A 17333-nucleotide genomic window follows, 5' to 3' on the forward strand; every position below is an offset into this window, starting at 1 on the left:
CGCGCCAATCCCAATTCCAGCACGAGCAGGCGATCCATGAAGATCAGCGGCGTGGACATCCGTCCCGGCAACATCATCGAATATGAAGGCGGCATCTGGCGCGCTGTGAAAATCCAGCACACGCAGCCGGGCAAGGGCGGCGCCTATATGCAGGTCGAGATGAAGAACCTCATCGACGGCCGGAAGACCAACGTCCGCTTCCGCAGCGCGGAGACGGTCGAGCGGGTCCGGCTCGACACCAAGGACTTCCAATATCTCTACCACGACGGCGACATGCTCGTTTTCATGGACAAGGATACGTACGAGCAGGTGTCGTTGCCCGAGGATTTGATCGGCGAGCCGGCGGCCTTCCTCCAGGACGGGATGGACGTGGTGATGGAGCTCTACAACGAGCGGCCGATCAGCGTTCAGCTTCCCGACCAGATCGAAGCGACGATCGTAGAGGCCGACGCCGTGGTGAAGGGCCAGACGGCGAGCTCCAGCTACAAGCCAGCGGTGCTCGACAACGGCGTCCGGGTAATGGTGCCGCCCCACATTTCGAGCGGAACGCGCATCGTCGTCGACACCTACAGCCGCGAATATGTGAAACGCGCGGACCAAGCCTGATCGGATGGTTTCCCACTCCGGCCTCATCACCGTCATGCAGCGCGCCGTCCGCAAGGCGGCGCCGAGGCTGAGGCGCGATTTCGGCGAGGTCGAGCAGCTCCAGGTCAGCCGAAAGGGCCCGGCCGACTTCGTGTCGATGGCCGACAAGCGCGCCGAGCAGACGATCGTCGACGAGCTCCGGAACGCCCGCCCCGACTGGGGCATGCTTCTGGAGGAAGGCGGAGAGGTCGCCGGCAATCCCAACAAGCCGCGCTGGATCGTCGATCCGCTCGATGGGACCACCAACTTCCTTCACGGAATCCCGCATTTCGCGATTTCGATCGCGGTCGAGGAGAAACGGCCCGACGGTCGCGGGGAGATCACCCATGCGATGGTCTACCAGCCGCTGAACGACGAGGAGTTCTGGGCGGAAAAGGGCAGGGGCGCCTGGCTCCAGGACCGGAGGCTCCGAGTCTCGGCTCGCCGTGACATGTCGGAATCGGTGATGGCGACCGGAATCCCCCACTGTGGACGCGGCGAATCGGAAAGCTGGGCAAAGATCTACGCAGCGATCGGACCGCAGGTCTCGGGAGTCCGCCGCTTTGGCTCGGCGGCCCTCGACCTGGCCTGGGTCGCGGCCGGCCGTTTCGACGGCTTCTGGGAGGACGATCTCGACATTTGGGACACCGCGGCGGGCATTCTGCTGGTCAAGGAAGCGGGCGGGTTCGTCACCGATTATCGGGGCTCCGACCGGTCGTTCGAGCGGCGCGAATATGTCGCCGCGGCGAGCTCCATCCACAGCAAGCTTCAGAAGCTCGTCGCCGGAGCGGTGAGAAGCTGACCCAAACGGTTGCGGGCGGCAACTCGCTGCCCTAAAGCGCCGCCAAGTTTTCGACCCCTGGAGTTCCCCTTGGCAAGCGTTGCCTTCGGCTACCTGCCCATTCTGCTGTTCCTGATCGTAGCGCTCGGGCTCTCCGCGGCGTTCGTCGTGCTGCCCATGATCGTGGCGCGGTTCACCGGGGCTCACCAGCCGGATCCGCAGAAGCTTTCGGAATATGAGTGCGGCTTTCCCGCGTTCGAGGACAGCCGGGCGCAGTTCGACGTCCGCTTCTACCTGATCGCGATCCTGTTCATCGTCTTCGACCTCGAAGCCGCGTTCCTGTTCCCCTGGGCGGTGTCGCTCGGCGTGACCAAGCTAGTCGGCTGGATCGCGATGATGATTTTTCTCGCCGAGCTCGGCCTTGGCCTTGCCTACGCGTGGAAGAAGGGTGCGCTCGAATGGGAGTGATGCTCAGCCCGGGCGAAGACCCGAACCCGACCGAGGAAGAGCTTGCCCGGGCGGCCGGTCTCGTCCCCGGCGACGTCGACATGAAGCAGTTCGAGGAGATGAGGAGCGAGCTCGACAGCAAGGGCTTCCTCGTCGCCAGCACCGAAGACCTGTTCACCTGGGCGCGCACCGGGTCCTTGTGGTGGATGACCTTCGGCCTGGCGTGTTGCGCAGTGGAGATGATCCACGTGAACATGCCGCGCTACGACCTTGAAAGGTTCGGCGTCGCCCCTCGCGCTTCGCCTCGCCAGTCGGATGTGATGATCGTGGCTGGGACCCTCTGCAACAAGATGGCTCCCGCCCTTCGCCGGGTCTACGACCAGATGAGCGAGCCGCGCTACGTGATCTCGATGGGCAGCTGCGCCAACGGCGGCGGCTATTATCACTACAGCTATTCGGTGGTTCGCGGCTGCGACCGGATCGTGCCGGTGGACATCTACGTCCCGGGCTGTCCGCCGACAGCCGAGGCGCTTCTCTACGGAATCCTCCAGCTCCAGCGGAAGATCCGCCGCGAAGGGACGATCGAGCGCTGATGGCCGTTCAATTCGCTTCGCATGTGCCCAAGATGGCGTCCGACGAGGGCGTGATGGAGGGTGCCAAGTCCGCGATCGGCGACGCCCTGATCGACGCGAAGAATGCTGTCGACGAAATCACACTGACGGTTCGCCGCGACAACATCGCCGAAGTGCTCCAGACGCTGCGCGAGACGCCGGGCCTCGAATATCAGCAGTTGATGGAGATCGCCGGGGTGGATTATCCCGAGCGGCCGGAGCGGTTCGAGGTCGTCTATCATTTGCTGTCGCTGACGAAGAACCGGCGAATCCGGGTCAAGGTCACGGCCGACGAGACGACCCCCGTGCCGAGCGTGACCGGCGTCTGGCCGGTCGCCGGATGGCTCGAGCGCGAAGTCTACGACATGTACGGCGTGGTCTTCGCCGGCAATCCGGACTTGAGACGAATCCTGACCGATTACGGCTTCGAAGGCTTCCCGCAGCGCAAGGATTTCCCGCTGACCGGCCATATCGAGCTTCGCTACTCCGAGGCCGAGAAGCGCGTGGTCTATGAGCCGGTCGACTTGCCGCAGGACTTCCGGGCATTCGACTTCCTGATGCCCTGGCAAGGGCCGGAATATCATCTGCCCGGCGACGAGAAGGCGACGCCCGAGGAACCCGGCGCGCCGTCTCCTGCGCCCTCTCCGACCGGCGGGGCGAAGGTGAACCCTGCAACTCCCGCGAAGACTCCGAAGACGACGGACAAGCCGTCGGATACGGGCGCGGGCAAGCCCGCCGACAGGAAGGCCACGGCAGAGGCCCGCAAGTCCAGCGCCGCGAAGGCCGAGAACCAGATCGACAAGGACGACAGCAAGCTTCCCGAGCCCAAGCCGAAGGGCCGCAACCGCCGCCGGCCGACGGGAGCCGCATGATGTCCACGCGAACGGTAGAGATGACCCTTGGGGCGGCCGGCGCCGACCAGGTGGCCGCGGGCACCGAGAGCGCCGACGCGGCGATCAAGGAATCGATCAGCAACTACACGATCAACTTCGGGCCCCAGCATCCGGCGGCGCACGGGGTGCTCCGGCTGATCATGGAGCTCGACGGCGAGATCGTCGAACGGGTCGATCCGCACATCGGGCTGCTCCACCGCGGCACCGAGAAGCTGATCGAGTACAAGACGTACCAGCAAGCGCTGCCCTATTTCGACCGGCTCGATTACTGCTCGCCGATGTGCATGGAGCACAGCTTCGTGCTCGCGATCGAGAAGCTGATGGGCCTCGAGATCCCGCTCCGCGCCCAGTACATCCGGGTGCTGATGGCGGAATTGACCCGCATCTCCAACCACATGCTGAATCTCGGAAGCCACATCATGGACGTCGGTGCCATGACTCCGAACCTGTGGCTGTTCGAGGTTCGCGAGGACACCCTGCAATTCTATGAGCGCGCGTCGGGCGCCCGGATGCACGCCAATTATTTCCGCGCCGGCGGCGTGCGTTACGACCTTCCGGAAAAGATGCTCGTCGACCTCGGCGACTGGTTGGATACCCGGCTCAAGCTGTTCGAGGACGCGATCAGCCTGGTTGCCGACAACCGCATCTTCAAGCAGCGCAACGTCGATATCGGTGTGGTGAGCAAGGAAGATGCGATCGCGTGGGGCTTCTCCGGGCCGATGATCCGCGCCGCGGGCGTTCCGTGGGATATCCGCCGCTCGCAGCCTTACGAAGTCTATGACCGGATGGAGTTCGACGTTCCGGTCGGCACCAACAGCGACTGCTACGACCGCTTCATGGTCCGATGCGAAGAAGTCCGCCAGTCGGCAAGGATCATGCGCCAGTGCCTGAAGGAGATGCCGTCGGGCCCGGTGGCGACCGAGGACCGCAAGGTGTTTCCGCCGCCGCGCGCCGAGATGAAGACCTCGATGGAAGCGCTGATCCACCACTTCAAGCTCTACAGCGAAGGCTATCACGTGCCCGCCGGCGAAGTGTACGTGGCCACGGAGAGCCCGAAGGGCGAGTTCGGCGTCTATTTGGTCGCCGACGGCACCAACCGGCCCTATCGCTGCAAGATCAGGCCGACCGCCTTCTCTCACCTGCAGGCGATGGATTTCATGATGAAGGGCCACATGCTCGCGGACACGACCGCGGTGCTGAGCGCCATCGACGTCGTGTTCGGGGAGTGCGACCGGTGATGTTGCAGCATTGGTGGCTCAGCTCATTCGATCGACTATGGGAAAAGGCGCCTGCATTGCTTCAGATCGTCGTCGTTCTGTGGGTGCTACTTGGTCTTCTCGTAGCAATCATTCCCGACCTCCAGCACATGCCGGACGCAATCCGGTTCGCCATCGGCTTCCCTGCTGCGATTGGCATTCTCTGGATGGGTACGGGCGCCTTGCTCACTGTGGTCGACAAAGTAATGGCGATTGTCACCTACGCGAAGCGTCGCATCGCGGGGACACGCTGATGGCCGTCATCACACCCCTTGAGGATCCGGAAGTGCTGGCCAAGTGGCAGCACTTCGACTGGACGCCGGAGAACCGGAAGAAGGCCGACGCGGCCATCGCCAAATATCCGGCCGGCCGGCAGCATTCGGCGGTGCTCCCGCTTCTCGACCTGGCCCAGCGCCAAGTCGGCGCGAAGGAAGGCACGCAGGGCTGGCTGCCGATCCCCGTGCTCGAGTTCGTCGGGCGCGAGATCGACATGCCCTATGTCCGGGTGCTCGAAGTCGCGACCTTCTACACGATGTTCAACCTGCAGCCGGTCGGTCGCTTCCACGTGCAGGTCTGCGGGACGACGCCGTGCATGCTTCGCGGCTCGGACGAGCTGTTCGCAGCCTGCAAGAAACGCGGCCTGACGAAGGGCCACACCACCGAGGACGGGCTGTTCACTCTTTCGGAAGTCGAGTGCCTGGGCGCCTGCGCCAACGCTCCGATGGTTCAGATCAACGATGACAATTACGAGGACCTGACAGCCAAGACCATGGGCGCCATCCTCGACGCTCTGGCCAAGGGGGAGACTCCCAAGCCCGGCCCGCAGGTCGAGCGGCAGACGAGTTGCCCGGAGGGCGGCGCGACGACGCTCAAGAAGATGGCCGAGCGCAATTACGACTATCGCCCGCAATGGACCGACACGGCCGGAGAGGGCGCATGAGCATCGTCGCAATCGTCATCGCCGTCATCCTCGGCTTCCTGGTGCTCAAGCTCGTCGCCGGGATCGTCAAGTTCGTGATCCTTGCGGTCATCGTCTTCGCGGTGATCGCCTTCCTGTCGGGAAAGTTCGGCTGATGGGCTATACCGGACCGCTGGCGGACAAGGACCGCATCTTCACCAACGTTTACGGCTTCCAGTCGCCTTATCTGAAGGCGGCGAAGCAGCGCGGCGACTGGGACGAGACGGCCAAGCTGATGCAGATCGGGCAGGACCCGATCATCGACATCGTCAAGGCGTCCGGCCTTCGCGGCCGCGGCGGGGCGGGCTTCCCGACGGGGATGAAGTGGAGCTTCATGCCCAAGGAGCCCAAGCCCGGCAAACCCAACTTCCTGGTCGTCAACGCAGACGAATCCGAGCCCGGAAGCTGCAAGGACCGGGAAATCATCCGCCACGACCCGCACAAGCTGATCGAAGGGTCGCTGATCGCCGCCTTCGCGATGCGGGCGAGGGCAGGCTACATCTACATCCGCGGCGAGTTCATCCGCGAGGCGGAGGTTCTCGAGCGGGCGGTCGCCGAGGCCTATGACGCGGGCCTTCTGGGCAAGAACGCCGCCGGCTCCGGCTTCGATTTCGACCTGTTCGTCCACCGTGGCGCCGGCGCCTACATCTGCGGCGAAGAGACGGCGATGCTCAACAGCCTGGAGGGCAAGAAGGGCTTTCCGAGGCTCAAGCCCCCATTCCCTGCAGGCGCGGGCCTGTACGGCTGCCCGACGACCGTGAACAACGTCGAATCGATCGCGGTCGTGCCGACGATTCTGCGCCGCGGCGCCGCCTGGTTTGCCGGGATCGGCCGCGAGAAGAACGAAGGCACCAAGCTGTTCCAGCTGTCGGGCCACATCAACACGCCCTGCGTCGTCGAGGAATCGATGGGCATCAGCTTCCGTGAGCTGATCGACCGCCACGGCGGCGGAATCCGCGGCGGCTGGGACAACCTCCTCGCGGTGATCCCCGGCGGCTCGTCGGTGCCGCTGGTCCCGGCGGCGGAGATCATGGACTGCCCGATGGACTTCGACGGACTGAAGGCGCTCGGCTCCGGCCTCGGAACGGCGGCGGTGATCGTCATGGACAAGTCCACCGACATTGTCCGGGCGATCAGTCGGATCAGCTATTTCTACAAGCACGAGAGCTGCGGCCAGTGCACGCCGTGCCGCGAAGGCACCGGCTGGATGTGGCGGGTGATGGAGCGCCTCCGCGAAGGCGAAGCGACGGTCGAGACGATCGACAAATTGCTCGACGTCACCAAGCAGGTCGAAGGCCACACCATCTGCGCTCTTGGCGACGCCGCCGCCTGGCCGATCCAGGGACTGATCCGCCACTTCCGCCCTGAGCTCGAGCGCAGAATCGCCGAGCGCAAGTCGCGCGAAATGCTGGAGGCAGCGGAATGAAGCTGTTCCTCGCAATCGCAGTCATCGCCGTCCTCGCGATCATCGTCCTCGCCATGCAGCGCGGCGGGACCAGTGTGACGACCATCACGCGCACTCGCGACGAGAGCGAAGATCGCGACGAAGAGGATCGCGACGATGCCTAAGGTCACTGTCGACGGAGTCGAGATCGAGGTGCCGCAGGGCGCGACGGTGCTTCAGGCGTGCGAGCTTGCCGGCAAGGAGATCCCGCGCTTCTGCTATCACGAGCGGCTGTCGATCGCCGGCAATTGCCGCATGTGCCTGGTCGAGGTCGCTCCCGGCCCGCCCAAGCCGCAGGCCAGCTGCGCTCTTCCCGCCGCTGACGGCCAGGCGATCCGAACCGACACGCCGATGGTGAAGAAGGCGCGCGAGGGGGTGATGGAGTTCCTGCTCATCAACCACCCGCTCGACTGCCCGATCTGCGACCAGGGCGGCGAGTGCGACCTTCAGGACCAGGCGATGGCTTATGGTCGAAGCTTCACTCGCTTTTCCGAGAACAAGCGCGCGGTCGACGACAAATATATGGGACCGGTCATCAAGACGTCGATGACCCGCTGCATCCAGTGCACGCGCTGCGTCCGTTTCGCCGAGGAAGTCGCCGGAGTGCCCGAGATCGGGATGCTCTACCGCGGCGAGGACGCGCAGATCACCACCTACCTGGAACAGGCGGTAACGAGCGAGCTTGCAGGCAACCTCGCCGACGTTTGCCCCGTGGGCGCTTTGCTCCAGAAGCCGCAATTGTTCGAATACCGGCCGTGGGAGCTTCGCCGGGTTCCGGCGATCGACGTGATGGACGCGGTCGGCTCCAACATCCGGCTGGACGTGCGCCAGCGGCAGGTGATGCGGATCCTTCCGCGAGTGAACGACGACGTCAACGAGGAGTGGATTTCCGACCGCACCCGGCACCATGCCGATGCCCTGGTCCGCAATCGGCTCGACCGGCCGTGGGTGCGCGAGAACGGCAAGCTCCGCGAGGCCGGCTGGGACGAGGCACTCGGCATCTTCGCGGAGAAGGTCAGAGCGGCGGGACCGAAGGTTGCGGCGATCGCCGGGGACCTGCTCGACGCCGAGACGATGTACGCCGCCAAGGCGCTTCTGAAAGCGCAGGGGTCGAAGCTCCTCGAGGGGCGGCAGACCGGGCTCGACTATGACGTCTCGAGCCTGAGCGCGGTCGCATTCAATTCGACGATTGCTGGTATCGAGCAAGCCGACGCGGTGCTTCTGATCGGAAGCAACCCGCGCCTTGAGGCGTCTTTGGTCGCCACCCGCCTTCGCAAGGTCGACAAAAAGGGCGGCAAGATCTTCGCCATCGGCCCCGAGGCGGACCTCGCGATGCGGGTGGAATGGCTCGGCGACGACCTGAAGCTGATCGGCAAGCTGCCCAAAACGGTGAAGGACGCCTTCGCCAATGCCGAGCGGCCGGCGGTAATCGTCGGCCCCGGAGCGCTCGCCGCCGGAGCCTTCGGAGCGGCGCTGGCGCTGGTCGAGACGCTCGGGCTGATCAAGGGCGACTGGAACGGTTTCAACGTGCTCCACACGTCCGCATCGCGGATGGCGGGGCTGATCCTCGGCTATGCGCAGCCGCGCGGGCTCGCGGACGTAGAAGCGGCCAGACCCCAGGTCGCTCTTCTTCTCGGAGCCGACGAAATGCCGTCCGACCGGCTCTCAGGCGCGTTCAAGATCTACATCGGTCACCACGGCGATGCCGGCGCTCGGCAGGCGGACCTGGTGCTTCCGGGCGCTGCCTACACCGAAAAGCACGGCACTTACGTCAACATGGAAGGCCGGGTTCAGCGCGGGGAGAAGGCCGTCTTCCCGCCCGGCGAGGCTCGCGAGGACTGGACGATCTTCCGCGCGGTGTCGGAGCTTCTCGGCAAGCCGCTCCCGTTCGACACGTTCGGCCAGCTCCATGCAGCGATGGCGGCTGAACATCCGAAGCTCGCAAGTCCCGGCCTGCTGAAGCTCAAATGGGCGCCGCCGAAGCTGGATGCGAAGGCGTCGGGCCCGGTGAATTACCCAATCCGCGATTTTTACCTGACCAACGCGATCGCCCGGTCGAGCCCGACCATGCACATCTGCTCGCAAGAGCTGGTGCACGGGCAGGTGCAGACTCTGGAGGCCGCGGAATGACCGCGACGTTCCAGAACTGGGGCGCGAGCTACGAATGGTCGTGGTTCATCGCCACGATAATCGGAATCCTGGTCATCGCGCTGCCGCTGATGCTGGCGGTGGCGATGATCATCTATGCCGAACGCAAGATCTGGGCGGCGATGGCGCTCCGGCGCGGGCCGAACGTGGTGGGCCCCTGGGGGTTGCTGCAAAGTTTCGCGGACGGGCTGAAGGTTTTCCTCAAGGAAACCATCGTCCCGAGCGCCGCGAACAAGGGCCTGTTCCTGATCGCGCCGATCATCAGCTTCACAGTCGCCCTGATCGTCTGGGCGGTGATCCCGTTCCAAGCCGGCGTCGTGCTCGCCGACATCAATGTCGGGCTGCTCTACGTGCTCGCGGCGAGTTCCCTGGGGGTCTACGGCGTCATCGTCGCGGGCTGGGCGTCCAACTCGAAATATCCCTTCTTCTCGGCGCTTCGAGCCGCGGCGCAGATGGTGAGCTACGAAGTCTCGATCGGCTTCGTCCTGATCACCGTCGTGCTCTACGCGAACACGTTCAATCTCACCGACATCGTATTGATGCAGAAGGGTTTCGGGCTCGGCATCGTCAACGCATTCGCCTTCAACCTGTTGATGTTCCCGATGTGGGTAGTGTTCCTGATCAGCTCGATGGCTGAGACTTTCCGGACACCGTTCGACCTGACCGAGGCGGAGAGCGAGCTCGTTGCCGGATTCCAGACCGAATACAGCTCGATGAGCTTCGCGCTCTTCTGGCTCGGCGAGTACGGCAACGTGATCCTGATGTGCGCGCTCAACGCCATCCTGTTTTGGGGCGGATGGCTCCCGCCGATCGACTGGGCGCCGCTCTATTATGTTCCGGGCATCATCTGGCTGTTCGGCAAGATGCTGATTTTCTTCTTCATCTTCGGCTGGGTGCGCGCGACTGTGCCGCGCTACCGCTACGACCAGCTGATGCGGCTCGGCTGGAAGATATTCCTTCCGCTCAGCATCATCTTCGTCGTGCTGGTCTCCGGCTGGCTGATGCTTACCCGTTATGGAGTCGCGGCATGATCGCTCACTGGATCAAGTCGTTCACCCTCTGGGAGGTGCTCCAGGCGCACTGGCTGACGCTGAAATATTTCTTCAAGCCCAAGGCGACGATCAACTATCCGTACGAGAAGACGCCGCAGAGCCCGCGCTTCCGCGGCGAGCATGCGTTGCGCCGCTACCCCAACGGCGAAGAGCGCTGCATCGCCTGCAAATTGTGCGAGGCGATCTGCCCGGCGCTGGCGATCACGATCGAAGCCGAGCCCCGCGAGGACGGCAGCCGCCGAACCACGAGATACGACATCGACATGGTCAAATGCATCTATTGCGGCCTCTGTCAGGAGGCCTGCCCGGTGGATGCGATCGTCGAAGGGCCCAACCTCGAATTCGCGACCGAGACGCGCGAGGAACTGCTCTACGACAAGGCCAAATTGCTAGCCAATGGCGACAGGTGGGAACAGGCTATTGCCGCCAACCTTGCCGCCGATGCCCCCTACCGATAAGCGCGCCGCAACCAGGGTTTCCACTTGATCGCACTCATCGCCTTTTACCTGTTCGCGACGCTCACCATCGCCCCCGCGGTGGCGGTGATCTTTGCGCGCAACCCGGTTCATTCGGTGCTGTGGCTGATCGTTGCCTTCTTCAACGCTGCCGGGCTCATGCTCCTGGCGGGCGCGGAGTTCATCGCGCTTCTTCTGGTCATCGTTTACGTCGGCGCGGTCGCGGTGCTGTTCCTGTTCGTCGTGATGATGCTCAACATCGATTTCAGCACTCTACGCTCGGGCTTTACGAAGAACCTGCCGTTCGGGCTGATCGTGGCACTGGTGCTTCTCGGCGAGATGATCGTGGGGTTGAGCGCGTGGAAAGCGGGCCCTGGCCTGAGCGGCACTGCTCCGCCGCCGACGACCGCCCCCAACATCGTCGCCTTGGGTGAGCTTCTCTACACCCGCTACCTGTTTCCGTTCGAAATCGCGGGCCTGGTGCTGCTGGTGGCGATGATCGGGGCGATTGTCCTCACGCACCGGAGCCGCGGCGACGTTCGCAAGCAGAACGCTTCCAAGCAGATCCGCCGCCGGCCTGAAGATGCGGTGCAGCTCAAGCAGCCGACGGTCGGCGAGGGGATGAAGCTGTGATCCCGCTCTCCTATTACCTGACCGTTGCCGCGGTCCTGTTCGTGCTCGGCGTGCTGGGCATCTTCCTCAACCGCCGCAACGTCATCCTGATGCTGATGGCGATCGAGCTCATCCTGCTGGCCGTGAACATCAACCTCGTCGCGTTCAGCGCCTTCCTCGGCGACCTCACCGGCCAGGTGATGGCGATGTTCGTCCTCACCGTCGCCGCCGCGGAGGCCGCGATCGGCCTGGCGATCCTCGTCATCTTCTTCCGCCGCAAGGGCTCTATCGCGGTCGACGCGGCCGACAGGATGCGCGGCTGATGGGCATGGCATTGTCCCTTGAGCTGATCGTCTTCCTGCCGCTGATTGCCGCGATCGTCGCCGGCCTTGGTGGCCGGTGGATCGGCAAGACGGCGGCCAAGGTGCTCACCACCGGCGCGCTGTTCGTGGGCGCGGCGCTCAGCTGGCCCATCTTCTTTTCGTACATCGCCGGGGATGCACAGGCCCAGGTGGTGCCGGTGCTCGACTGGATCCGCTCTGGCGACTTGCAGGTCGAATGGGCCCTTCGGGTCGACAGCCTGACTGCGGTGATGCTGGTCGTGGTCACGACAGTGTCGTCGCTCGTCCACCTCTACAGCTGGGGCTATATGGAGGAGGACCCGGGCCAGCCGCGCTTCTTCGCTTACCTGTCGCTGTTCACCTTCGCGATGCTGATGCTGGTGACCGCCGACAGCCTGGTGCAGATGTTCTTCGGCTGGGAAGGGGTGGGCCTCGCCTCCTATCTCCTCATCGGCTTCTGGTACCACAAGCCATCGGCCAACGCGGCCGCGCTCAAGGCGTTCGTGGTCAACCGCGTCGGCGACTTCGGCTTCAGCTTGGGCATCTTCGGCACCTTCCTGGTGTTCGGCACGGTCTCGATCCCGGCGATCCTCGCGGCCGCTCCGGGAATGGCCGGATCGACCATCGGCTTTGCCGGAATGCGCGTGGACACGATGACCCTGTTGTGCCTTCTGCTGTTCGTCGGGGCGATGGGCAAGTCGGCTCAGCTGGGGCTCCACACCTGGCTTCCGGACGCGATGGAGGGTCCGACGCCGGTCAGCGCGCTGATCCACGCGGCGACGATGGTCACCGCGGGCGTGTTCATGGTGTGCCGCCTGTCGCCGATGTTCGAGGTGAGCCCGGTCGCGCTCCACGTCGTCACCTATGTCGGCGCGGCAACCTGCTTCGTCGCCGCGACGATCGGAACCGCGCAGAACGACATCAAGCGGGTCATCGCTTATTCGACCATGTCGCAGCTGGGCTACATGTTCTTCGCTGCGGGCGTCGGCGCTTACGGCGCGGCGATGTTCCATCTGTTCACCCACGCCTTCTTCAAGGCGCTCCTGTTCCTCGGCGCCGGCTCGGTCATCCACGCGATGCACCACGAGCAGGACATGCGGTTCTACGGGGGCCTCCGGAAGGAAATCCCCTTCACGTTCTGGGTCATGGTCGTCGGAACCCTCGCCATCACCGGCGTCGGCGTCTTCGGCGTCGGCTTCGCCGGCTACCATTCGAAGGACGCGATCCTGGAAAGCGCCTGGGCGAGCGGAAGCGTGCCGGGAGAGATCGCCTTCTTCCTCGGCTCGGTCGCTGCGCTTCTCACCGCTTTCTATTCGTGGCGGCTGATCTTCCTGACCTTCTTCGGCGAGCCCCGCTGGGCCGCTTCGGAGCATATCCAGCACGCCCTTCACGGCGAGCATGAGGATCCCGCGGAGGAGCATGGCGACAGCCCGAGCGATACGCATGCCGTCCCGACTGGGACCGGCGGCTATCATCCGCACGAAAGCCCGCTGACGATCCTGGTACCGATCGGACTCCTCGCGCTGGGCGCCGCCTTCTCCGGCCTCCTCTTCAGCGGCGTGTTCGTCAGCCCCGAAACGGCGCCCGAATATTGGCGCGGCGCGGTCGCTTTCAGCGAGCATCTCGCCCATGCCGCCCACGAGGCTCCGCAGTGGGTTAAGCTGACTCCGACGATCGTGATGCTGATCGGACTGTGGATCGCTTGGCGCAATTACATCCAGCGGCCGGGTGCGGCCTCGGCGTTCGTCGCCCAGTTCCCCGGACTCCACAGTTTCGTCGCCAACAAATGGTATTTCGACGAGCTGTTCGACCGCATCTTCGTCCGACCGGCTTTGTGGTTCGGCCGCCTGTTCTGGCATGGTGGCGACGAAGGGACGATCGACCGTTTCGGGCCGCACGGCGCGGCTTATGCGGTCGGGGTCGGCAACCGGTTCACGACGCGCCTTCAGTCGGGATATCTCTACAGCTACGCGCTGGTCATGCTTCTCGGCCTGATCGGAGCCGCCACCTGGGCAATCTGGTGGGCGCGATGAGCGGACTGCCAGTGCTGACCATCCTGATCGCACTGCCGCTGATCGCGGGCGTCCTGTGCCTTTTCGCAAGCGCCCAGGCGGCCCGCTGGATCGCCCTGCTCTCGACGCTCGCGGGCTTCGCAATCGGCATCTGGATGTGGATCGCTTTCGTCCCCGGCGGTCCGCAGTGGCAGTTCACAGAGCACGTCGCCCTCGCGAGCGATTTTTCCTGGGCGCTCGGGATCGACGGCATCGCGCTTCTCCTGACCGAGCTAACCCTGTTCCTGATGCCGATCTGCATCCTCGCGAGCTGGCGCTCGATCGAGCGGCGGGTGCCGGAATATATGGCCGCGTTCCTGCTGATGGACGCGCTGATGGTCGGCGTCTTCGCGGCGCAGGACCTGTTCCTCTTCTACGTCTTCTTCGAAGGCGGGTTGATCCCGATGTACCTGATCATCGGCGTGTGGGGCGGTGCCGAGCGCATCAAGGCCAGCTACAAGTTCTTCCTCTACACCTTCCTCGGCTCGGTGCTGATGCTGGTGGCGATGATCTACATGGTCGCAACCAGCGGCACGACGTCGATCCCGCAGCTGATGGCGTACGACTTCCCGCCGCAGGTGCAGACCTGGCTATGGCTCGCCTTCCTGGCCAGCTTCGCGGTCAAGCTTCCGATGTGGCCGGTCCACACCTGGTTGCCCGACGCTCACGTCCAGGCGCCGACGGCAGGATCGGTGATCCTTGCAGGCGTGCTCCTGAAGATGGGCGGGTACGGCTTCGTCCGCTTCTCGTTGCCCATGTTCCCCGACGCCTCGGCGCAGTTCATCCCGCTGATGTTCGCGCTGTCGGCGGTCGCGGTGATCTATACCTCGCTGGTTGCGCTGGTTCAGCGCGACATGAAGAAGCTGATCGCTTATTCCTCGGTCGCTCACATGGCGTTCGTCACCTTCGGCCTGTTCGCGATGAACCGGCAGGGGATCGAAGGCGCGCTGATCGTCATGCTTAGCCACGGCCTCGTCTCGAGCGCGCTCTTCCTCGTCGTCGGAGTGATCTACGACCGGATGCACACCCGTGAGATCGCCCAATATGGCGGGCTTTCGAACAACATGCCGGGCTATGCCTTGCTGTTCATGCTGTTCACCATGGCGAGCGTCGGCTTGCCGGGCACCAGCGGATTCGTCGGTGAGTTCCTGAGCCTCATGGGAACGTACAAGGCGTCGACCTGGGGAGCGATCGCCGGGACCACCGGAATCATCCTTGGCGCCTGCTACATGCTTTACCTCTACTGGCGAGTGGCGTTCGGAACGGCGCGGACGGCCGAAGCCGCGGCGATGCCCGATCTGTCGGCGCGCGAATGGTGGCTTCTCGGTCCCATCGCTGCGGGTGTGCTGTGGATGGGCGTCTATCCTGAAAGCTTCCTTGCGCCGATGCGGCAGGACGTGGGCTATCTGCTCCAGCGGCTCGAGCGTGTCGCGCCGCCTGGGGATTCGCAGCCGACCGCCGGAAAGCCCCCGCTGAAGGTCATTGACGCGGAAGGCGCGCACGAATGAGTTATTTCGCCGCGATCCTCCCGGAATTGATCCTGACCGTCGGCTCGGTCCTGCTGATGATGGTCGCCGCCTTCGCCAGCCGCCGCTCTGCCGGAGTGATCAGCTGGCTCGGCGTTGCGCTCCTCGCCGGCGCCACCGTCGCGCTGGTTGGAGCTCCGACGCATGCGGGCCCAGTGTTCGGCGGGCTGATCGCCGCGGACGGCTTCGCCTCGTTCGCCAAGTGCATAATCTTCCCCGCGGCAGCGGTCGCGATCCTGATGGGCAACGGCTGGTTCGAGCGCGGCACCGAGCACGCGAACGAATATCCGGTGCTGATCCTGTTCAGCGCGGTCGGAATGAGCGTGATGGTGTCCGCGACGAATCTGATGACGCTCTACGTTGGGCTGGAGCTTCTCAGCCTGGCTTCCTACGTGCTCGCTTCCTACCGGCGGATGGACGACCGCTCGGCGGAAGCCGGCCTCAAATATTTCGTGCTCGGGGCGCTTGCCAGCGGCATCCTCCTGTACGGAATCTCCCTGCTGTACGGCTTCACCGGGACGATGAGCTTCACCGGCCTGGCAGCGGCTTTCGCTCGCGGAGGCGGCAATTCACTGGGGCTGCTGTTCGGCCTCGTGTTCCTGCTTTCGGGCATCGCCTTCAAGATCAGCGCCGTCCCGTTCCACATGTGGACTCCGGACGTTTACGAAGGCGCACCGACGCCAGTGACGGCATTCTTCGCTACCGCCCCCAAAGCGGCGGCCGTCCTGATGGGCGTTCGAGTCTGCGTCGAGGCGCTCGGCCCAGCCACCGATGCGTGGCGGCAGATCATCATCTTCGCAGCACTCGCATCGATCTTCCTTGGATCAATCGGCGCCTGGGGCCAGACCAACATCAAGCGGCTGCTCGCTTATTCGTCGATCAACAACGTTGGCTTCGCACTGATCGGACTGGCGGCGGGCGGGAAAACCGGAGCGTCGGCCGTGCTGTTCTACATGGCCGTCTACGTCGTGATGACTCTAGGCGCTTTCCTGTGCGTGCTGTGGATGCGCGACGAGAAGGGTGAGCCGATCGAGACCCTCGCAAGCCTTTCCGGCCTGTCGCAGCGGCGACCCGCATTCGCCTTTGCGATGTTCATCTTCATGTTCAGCCTCGCCGGAGTTCCGCCAATGTTCGGATTCTGGCCGAAGCTGGTGGTGTTCCAGGCGGCGATCCATGCCGGCCTCGTTCCGCTGGCCGTTGCCGGCATCCTTGGGGCGGTGATCGGGGCCTATTATTATTTGAAGATCGTGAAGATCATGTACCTCGACGAGCCGGCGGCGCCCTATGCGCGTGTACGGGCGCCGGTCGAAGGGCTGCTGATGCTCGCTGCCGCGCTGATCGTTTCGCCTATCGGATATCTGCTGATCGGCCCGCTCGGCAGTCTCACCGATCGCGCCGCGGGGTCGTTGCTCTGAGCCGAATCCGGATCGTCGAGGCTACCGGCTCGACCAATGCCGATTTGCTTGCCGACAGCAGCGCGGTTGAAGGCGACTGGCTCGTCGCCCTCGAACAGACCGCGGGCAAGGGCCGGCAGGGCCGCGAATGGAGGACCGAACCGGGCAATTTCTTCGGAAGCACGCTGATCGAGCTTTCGGCCGGTGATCCCCCGGCCCAATCGCTGTCGCTTGCAGCCGGACTGGCGCTCGTGGAAGCCTTGGACCGTGCTGCGCCCGGCCGTCCGTTCCTGCTCAAATGGCCAAACGACCTCTTGCTGGACGGCGGCAAGCTCGCCGGGATCCTTCTTGAGCGCCAAGCAGATCGGGTCGTCATCGGCTTCGGGGTCAACCTTGCCGCGGCGCCGGACGTTCATGGCCGCAAGGCCGCCCATCTCGGTAGTCGAATCTCGCCTGAGAGCTTCGCTCCGCTCCTCGCAGCCGCGATGACGCGGCTCGTCATGCTTTGGCGAACGGCCGAGCCTGGCGAGTTTGCGCGGGCGTGGCTTGCCCGTGCGCACCCCGTCGGAACCGAGCTCAGCGTCCACGCCGACGAGAAGACCGTCATCCGCGGCACGTTCGACGGAATCGAACCGGACGGGACGCTTCGGCTTCGCCTTTGGGACGGCACGGTCGAGCTGATCAGAGCGGGCGACATCAGCCTTGGCTGACGGGCACTTTGCCGCCGCGCTTCGCTTGGC

Annotated in this window: 20 protein-coding genes; all 20 read left to right on the top strand. The window is 64.4% G+C overall.

Annotation, left to right across the window (positions count from 1 at the left end):
* The first annotated feature begins 36 nt into the window (after positions 1 to 36).
* The 20 genes from efp to LZ519_RS01315 all read left to right on the top strand — a co-directional run bounded on the left by efp (position 37) and on the right by LZ519_RS01315 (position 17303).
* A complete protein-coding gene (efp, locus tag LZ519_RS01220) occupies positions 37 to 606 on the top strand; it encodes an elongation factor P (protein ID WP_249866924.1) in 570 nt (189 codons plus the stop codon).
* A 4-nt stretch (positions 607 to 610) separates the two neighbouring features.
* On the top strand, positions 611 to 1426 hold the full coding sequence (locus tag LZ519_RS01225; protein WP_249866925.1) for an inositol monophosphatase family protein: 816 nt from the start codon (positions 611 to 613) through the stop codon (positions 1424 to 1426).
* 69 nt (positions 1427 to 1495) lie between these two features.
* Positions 1496 to 1873 carry an NADH-quinone oxidoreductase subunit A gene (ndhC, locus tag LZ519_RS01230; RefSeq protein ID WP_249866926.1) on the top strand — a complete coding sequence of 126 codons (378 nt, stop codon included), beginning with the start codon at positions 1496 to 1498 and terminating at the stop codon, positions 1871 to 1873.
* On the top strand, positions 1864 to 2445 hold the full coding sequence (locus LZ519_RS01235) for a NuoB/complex I 20 kDa subunit family protein (RefSeq protein WP_431358073.1): 582 nt from the start codon (positions 1864 to 1866) through the stop codon (positions 2443 to 2445). Before ndhC ends, LZ519_RS01235 begins: the two co-directional genes overlap by 10 nt.
* Positions 2445 to 3335, top strand: a complete 891-nt coding sequence (locus LZ519_RS01240) for an NADH-quinone oxidoreductase subunit C (protein WP_249866927.1) — start codon at positions 2445 to 2447, stop codon at positions 3333 to 3335. Before LZ519_RS01235 ends, LZ519_RS01240 begins: the two co-directional genes overlap by 1 nt.
* A gap of 20 nt (positions 3336 to 3355) precedes the next feature.
* A complete protein-coding gene (locus LZ519_RS01245; protein WP_249868826.1) occupies positions 3356 to 4594 on the top strand; it encodes an NADH-quinone oxidoreductase subunit D in 1239 nt (412 codons plus the stop codon).
* Between the two features lie 56 nt (positions 4595 to 4650).
* Complete coding sequence (locus tag LZ519_RS01250; RefSeq protein ID WP_249866928.1) at positions 4651 to 4866, top strand: hypothetical protein; 216 nt, start codon at positions 4651 to 4653, stop codon at positions 4864 to 4866.
* Positions 4866 to 5552: an NADH-quinone oxidoreductase subunit NuoE gene (nuoE, locus tag LZ519_RS01255; protein ID WP_249866929.1), complete on the top strand. Its 687-nt coding sequence runs from the start codon at positions 4866 to 4868 to the stop codon at positions 5550 to 5552. The genes LZ519_RS01250 and nuoE overlap by 1 nt, the downstream gene beginning before the upstream one ends.
* Positions 5549 to 5686, top strand: coding sequence for a hypothetical protein (locus LZ519_RS01260; RefSeq protein WP_249866930.1), 138 nt, complete (start codon positions 5549 to 5551; stop codon positions 5684 to 5686). The genes nuoE and LZ519_RS01260 overlap by 4 nt, the downstream gene beginning before the upstream one ends.
* Positions 5686 to 6996 (top strand): NADH-quinone oxidoreductase subunit NuoF, encoded by a 1311-nt coding sequence (gene nuoF, locus LZ519_RS01265; protein WP_249866931.1) that lies wholly within the window; start codon positions 5686 to 5688, stop codon positions 6994 to 6996. Before LZ519_RS01260 ends, nuoF begins: the two co-directional genes overlap by 1 nt.
* Positions 6993 to 7139, top strand: coding sequence for a hypothetical protein (locus LZ519_RS01270; RefSeq protein ID WP_249866932.1), 147 nt, complete (start codon positions 6993 to 6995; stop codon positions 7137 to 7139). The genes nuoF and LZ519_RS01270 overlap by 4 nt, the downstream gene beginning before the upstream one ends.
* On the top strand, positions 7132 to 9144 hold the full coding sequence (gene nuoG / locus LZ519_RS01275) for an NADH-quinone oxidoreductase subunit NuoG (protein WP_249866933.1): 2013 nt from the start codon (positions 7132 to 7134) through the stop codon (positions 9142 to 9144). Before LZ519_RS01270 ends, nuoG begins: the two co-directional genes overlap by 8 nt.
* A complete protein-coding gene (gene nuoH, locus LZ519_RS01280; protein WP_249866934.1) occupies positions 9141 to 10193 on the top strand; it encodes an NADH-quinone oxidoreductase subunit NuoH in 1053 nt (350 codons plus the stop codon). Before nuoG ends, nuoH begins: the two co-directional genes overlap by 4 nt.
* Positions 10190 to 10672, top strand: coding sequence for an NADH-quinone oxidoreductase subunit NuoI (gene nuoI, locus LZ519_RS01285; protein WP_249866935.1), 483 nt, complete (start codon positions 10190 to 10192; stop codon positions 10670 to 10672). The genes nuoH and nuoI overlap by 4 nt, the downstream gene beginning before the upstream one ends.
* 24 nt (positions 10673 to 10696) lie before the next feature.
* Entirely contained in the window at positions 10697 to 11302 is a 606-nt protein-coding gene (locus tag LZ519_RS01290) for an NADH-quinone oxidoreductase subunit J (protein ID WP_249866936.1), read from the top strand.
* The gene (gene nuoK / locus LZ519_RS01295) at positions 11299 to 11604 is read left to right on the top strand and encodes an NADH-quinone oxidoreductase subunit NuoK (RefSeq protein WP_249866937.1); all 306 of its coding nucleotides are present in this window, start codon (positions 11299 to 11301) and stop codon (positions 11602 to 11604) included. The genes LZ519_RS01290 and nuoK overlap by 4 nt, the downstream gene beginning before the upstream one ends.
* A gap of 5 nt (positions 11605 to 11609) precedes the next feature.
* Positions 11610 to 13655, top strand: a complete 2046-nt coding sequence (nuoL, locus tag LZ519_RS01300) for an NADH-quinone oxidoreductase subunit L (protein WP_249866938.1) — start codon at positions 11610 to 11612, stop codon at positions 13653 to 13655.
* Positions 13652 to 15181 carry an NADH-quinone oxidoreductase subunit M gene (locus LZ519_RS01305; RefSeq protein WP_249866939.1) on the top strand — a complete coding sequence of 510 codons (1530 nt, stop codon included), beginning with the start codon at positions 13652 to 13654 and terminating at the stop codon, positions 15179 to 15181. Before nuoL ends, LZ519_RS01305 begins: the two co-directional genes overlap by 4 nt.
* Positions 15178 to 16614 (top strand): NADH-quinone oxidoreductase subunit NuoN, encoded by a 1437-nt coding sequence (gene nuoN / locus LZ519_RS01310; protein ID WP_249866940.1) that lies wholly within the window; start codon positions 15178 to 15180, stop codon positions 16612 to 16614. The genes LZ519_RS01305 and nuoN overlap by 4 nt, the downstream gene beginning before the upstream one ends.
* An 11-nt stretch (positions 16615 to 16625) precedes the next feature.
* On the top strand, positions 16626 to 17303 hold the full coding sequence (locus LZ519_RS01315) for a biotin--[acetyl-CoA-carboxylase] ligase (protein ID WP_348539398.1): 678 nt from the start codon (positions 16626 to 16628) through the stop codon (positions 17301 to 17303).
* Positions 17304 to 17333: the final 30 nt, after the last annotated feature.

Source organism: Sphingomonas anseongensis (genome assembly GCF_023516495.1).
Classification (GTDB): domain Bacteria; phylum Pseudomonadota; class Alphaproteobacteria; order Sphingomonadales; family Sphingomonadaceae; genus Sphingomicrobium; species Sphingomicrobium anseongensis.

What these genes read in the sequence shown, in the direction of transcription:
- LZ519_RS01305 (WP_249866939.1), top strand. Translation starts at nt 13,652, where the DNA reads ATGAGCGGACTGCCAGTGCTGACCATCCTGATCGCACTGCCGCTGATC.
- LZ519_RS01235 (WP_431358073.1), top strand. Translation starts at nt 1,864, where the DNA reads ATGGGAGTGATGCTCAGCCCGGGCGAAGACCCGAACCCGACCGAGGAA.
- LZ519_RS01225 (WP_249866925.1), top strand. Translation starts at nt 611, where the DNA reads ATGGTTTCCCACTCCGGCCTCATCACCGTCATGCAGCGCGCCGTCCGC.
- nuoN (WP_249866940.1), top strand. Translation starts at nt 15,178, where the DNA reads ATGAGTTATTTCGCCGCGATCCTCCCGGAATTGATCCTGACCGTCGGC.
- LZ519_RS01270 (WP_249866932.1), top strand. Translation starts at nt 6,993, where the DNA reads ATGAAGCTGTTCCTCGCAATCGCAGTCATCGCCGTCCTCGCGATCATC.
- nuoH (WP_249866934.1), top strand. Translation starts at nt 9,141, where the DNA reads ATGACCGCGACGTTCCAGAACTGGGGCGCGAGCTACGAATGGTCGTGG.
- nuoI (WP_249866935.1), top strand. Translation starts at nt 10,190, where the DNA reads ATGATCGCTCACTGGATCAAGTCGTTCACCCTCTGGGAGGTGCTCCAG.
- nuoF (WP_249866931.1), top strand. Translation starts at nt 5,686, where the DNA reads ATGGGCTATACCGGACCGCTGGCGGACAAGGACCGCATCTTCACCAAC.
- LZ519_RS01240 (WP_249866927.1), top strand. Translation starts at nt 2,445, where the DNA reads ATGGCCGTTCAATTCGCTTCGCATGTGCCCAAGATGGCGTCCGACGAG.
- nuoL (WP_249866938.1), top strand. Translation starts at nt 11,610, where the DNA reads ATGGCATTGTCCCTTGAGCTGATCGTCTTCCTGCCGCTGATTGCCGCG.
- nuoE (WP_249866929.1), top strand. Translation starts at nt 4,866, where the DNA reads ATGGCCGTCATCACACCCCTTGAGGATCCGGAAGTGCTGGCCAAGTGG.
- efp (WP_249866924.1), top strand. Translation starts at nt 37, where the DNA reads ATGAAGATCAGCGGCGTGGACATCCGTCCCGGCAACATCATCGAATAT.
- LZ519_RS01245 (WP_249868826.1), top strand. Translation starts at nt 3,356, where the DNA reads ATGACCCTTGGGGCGGCCGGCGCCGACCAGGTGGCCGCGGGCACCGAG.
- LZ519_RS01260 (WP_249866930.1), top strand. Translation starts at nt 5,549, where the DNA reads ATGAGCATCGTCGCAATCGTCATCGCCGTCATCCTCGGCTTCCTGGTG.
- nuoG (WP_249866933.1), top strand. Translation starts at nt 7,132, where the DNA reads ATGCCTAAGGTCACTGTCGACGGAGTCGAGATCGAGGTGCCGCAGGGC.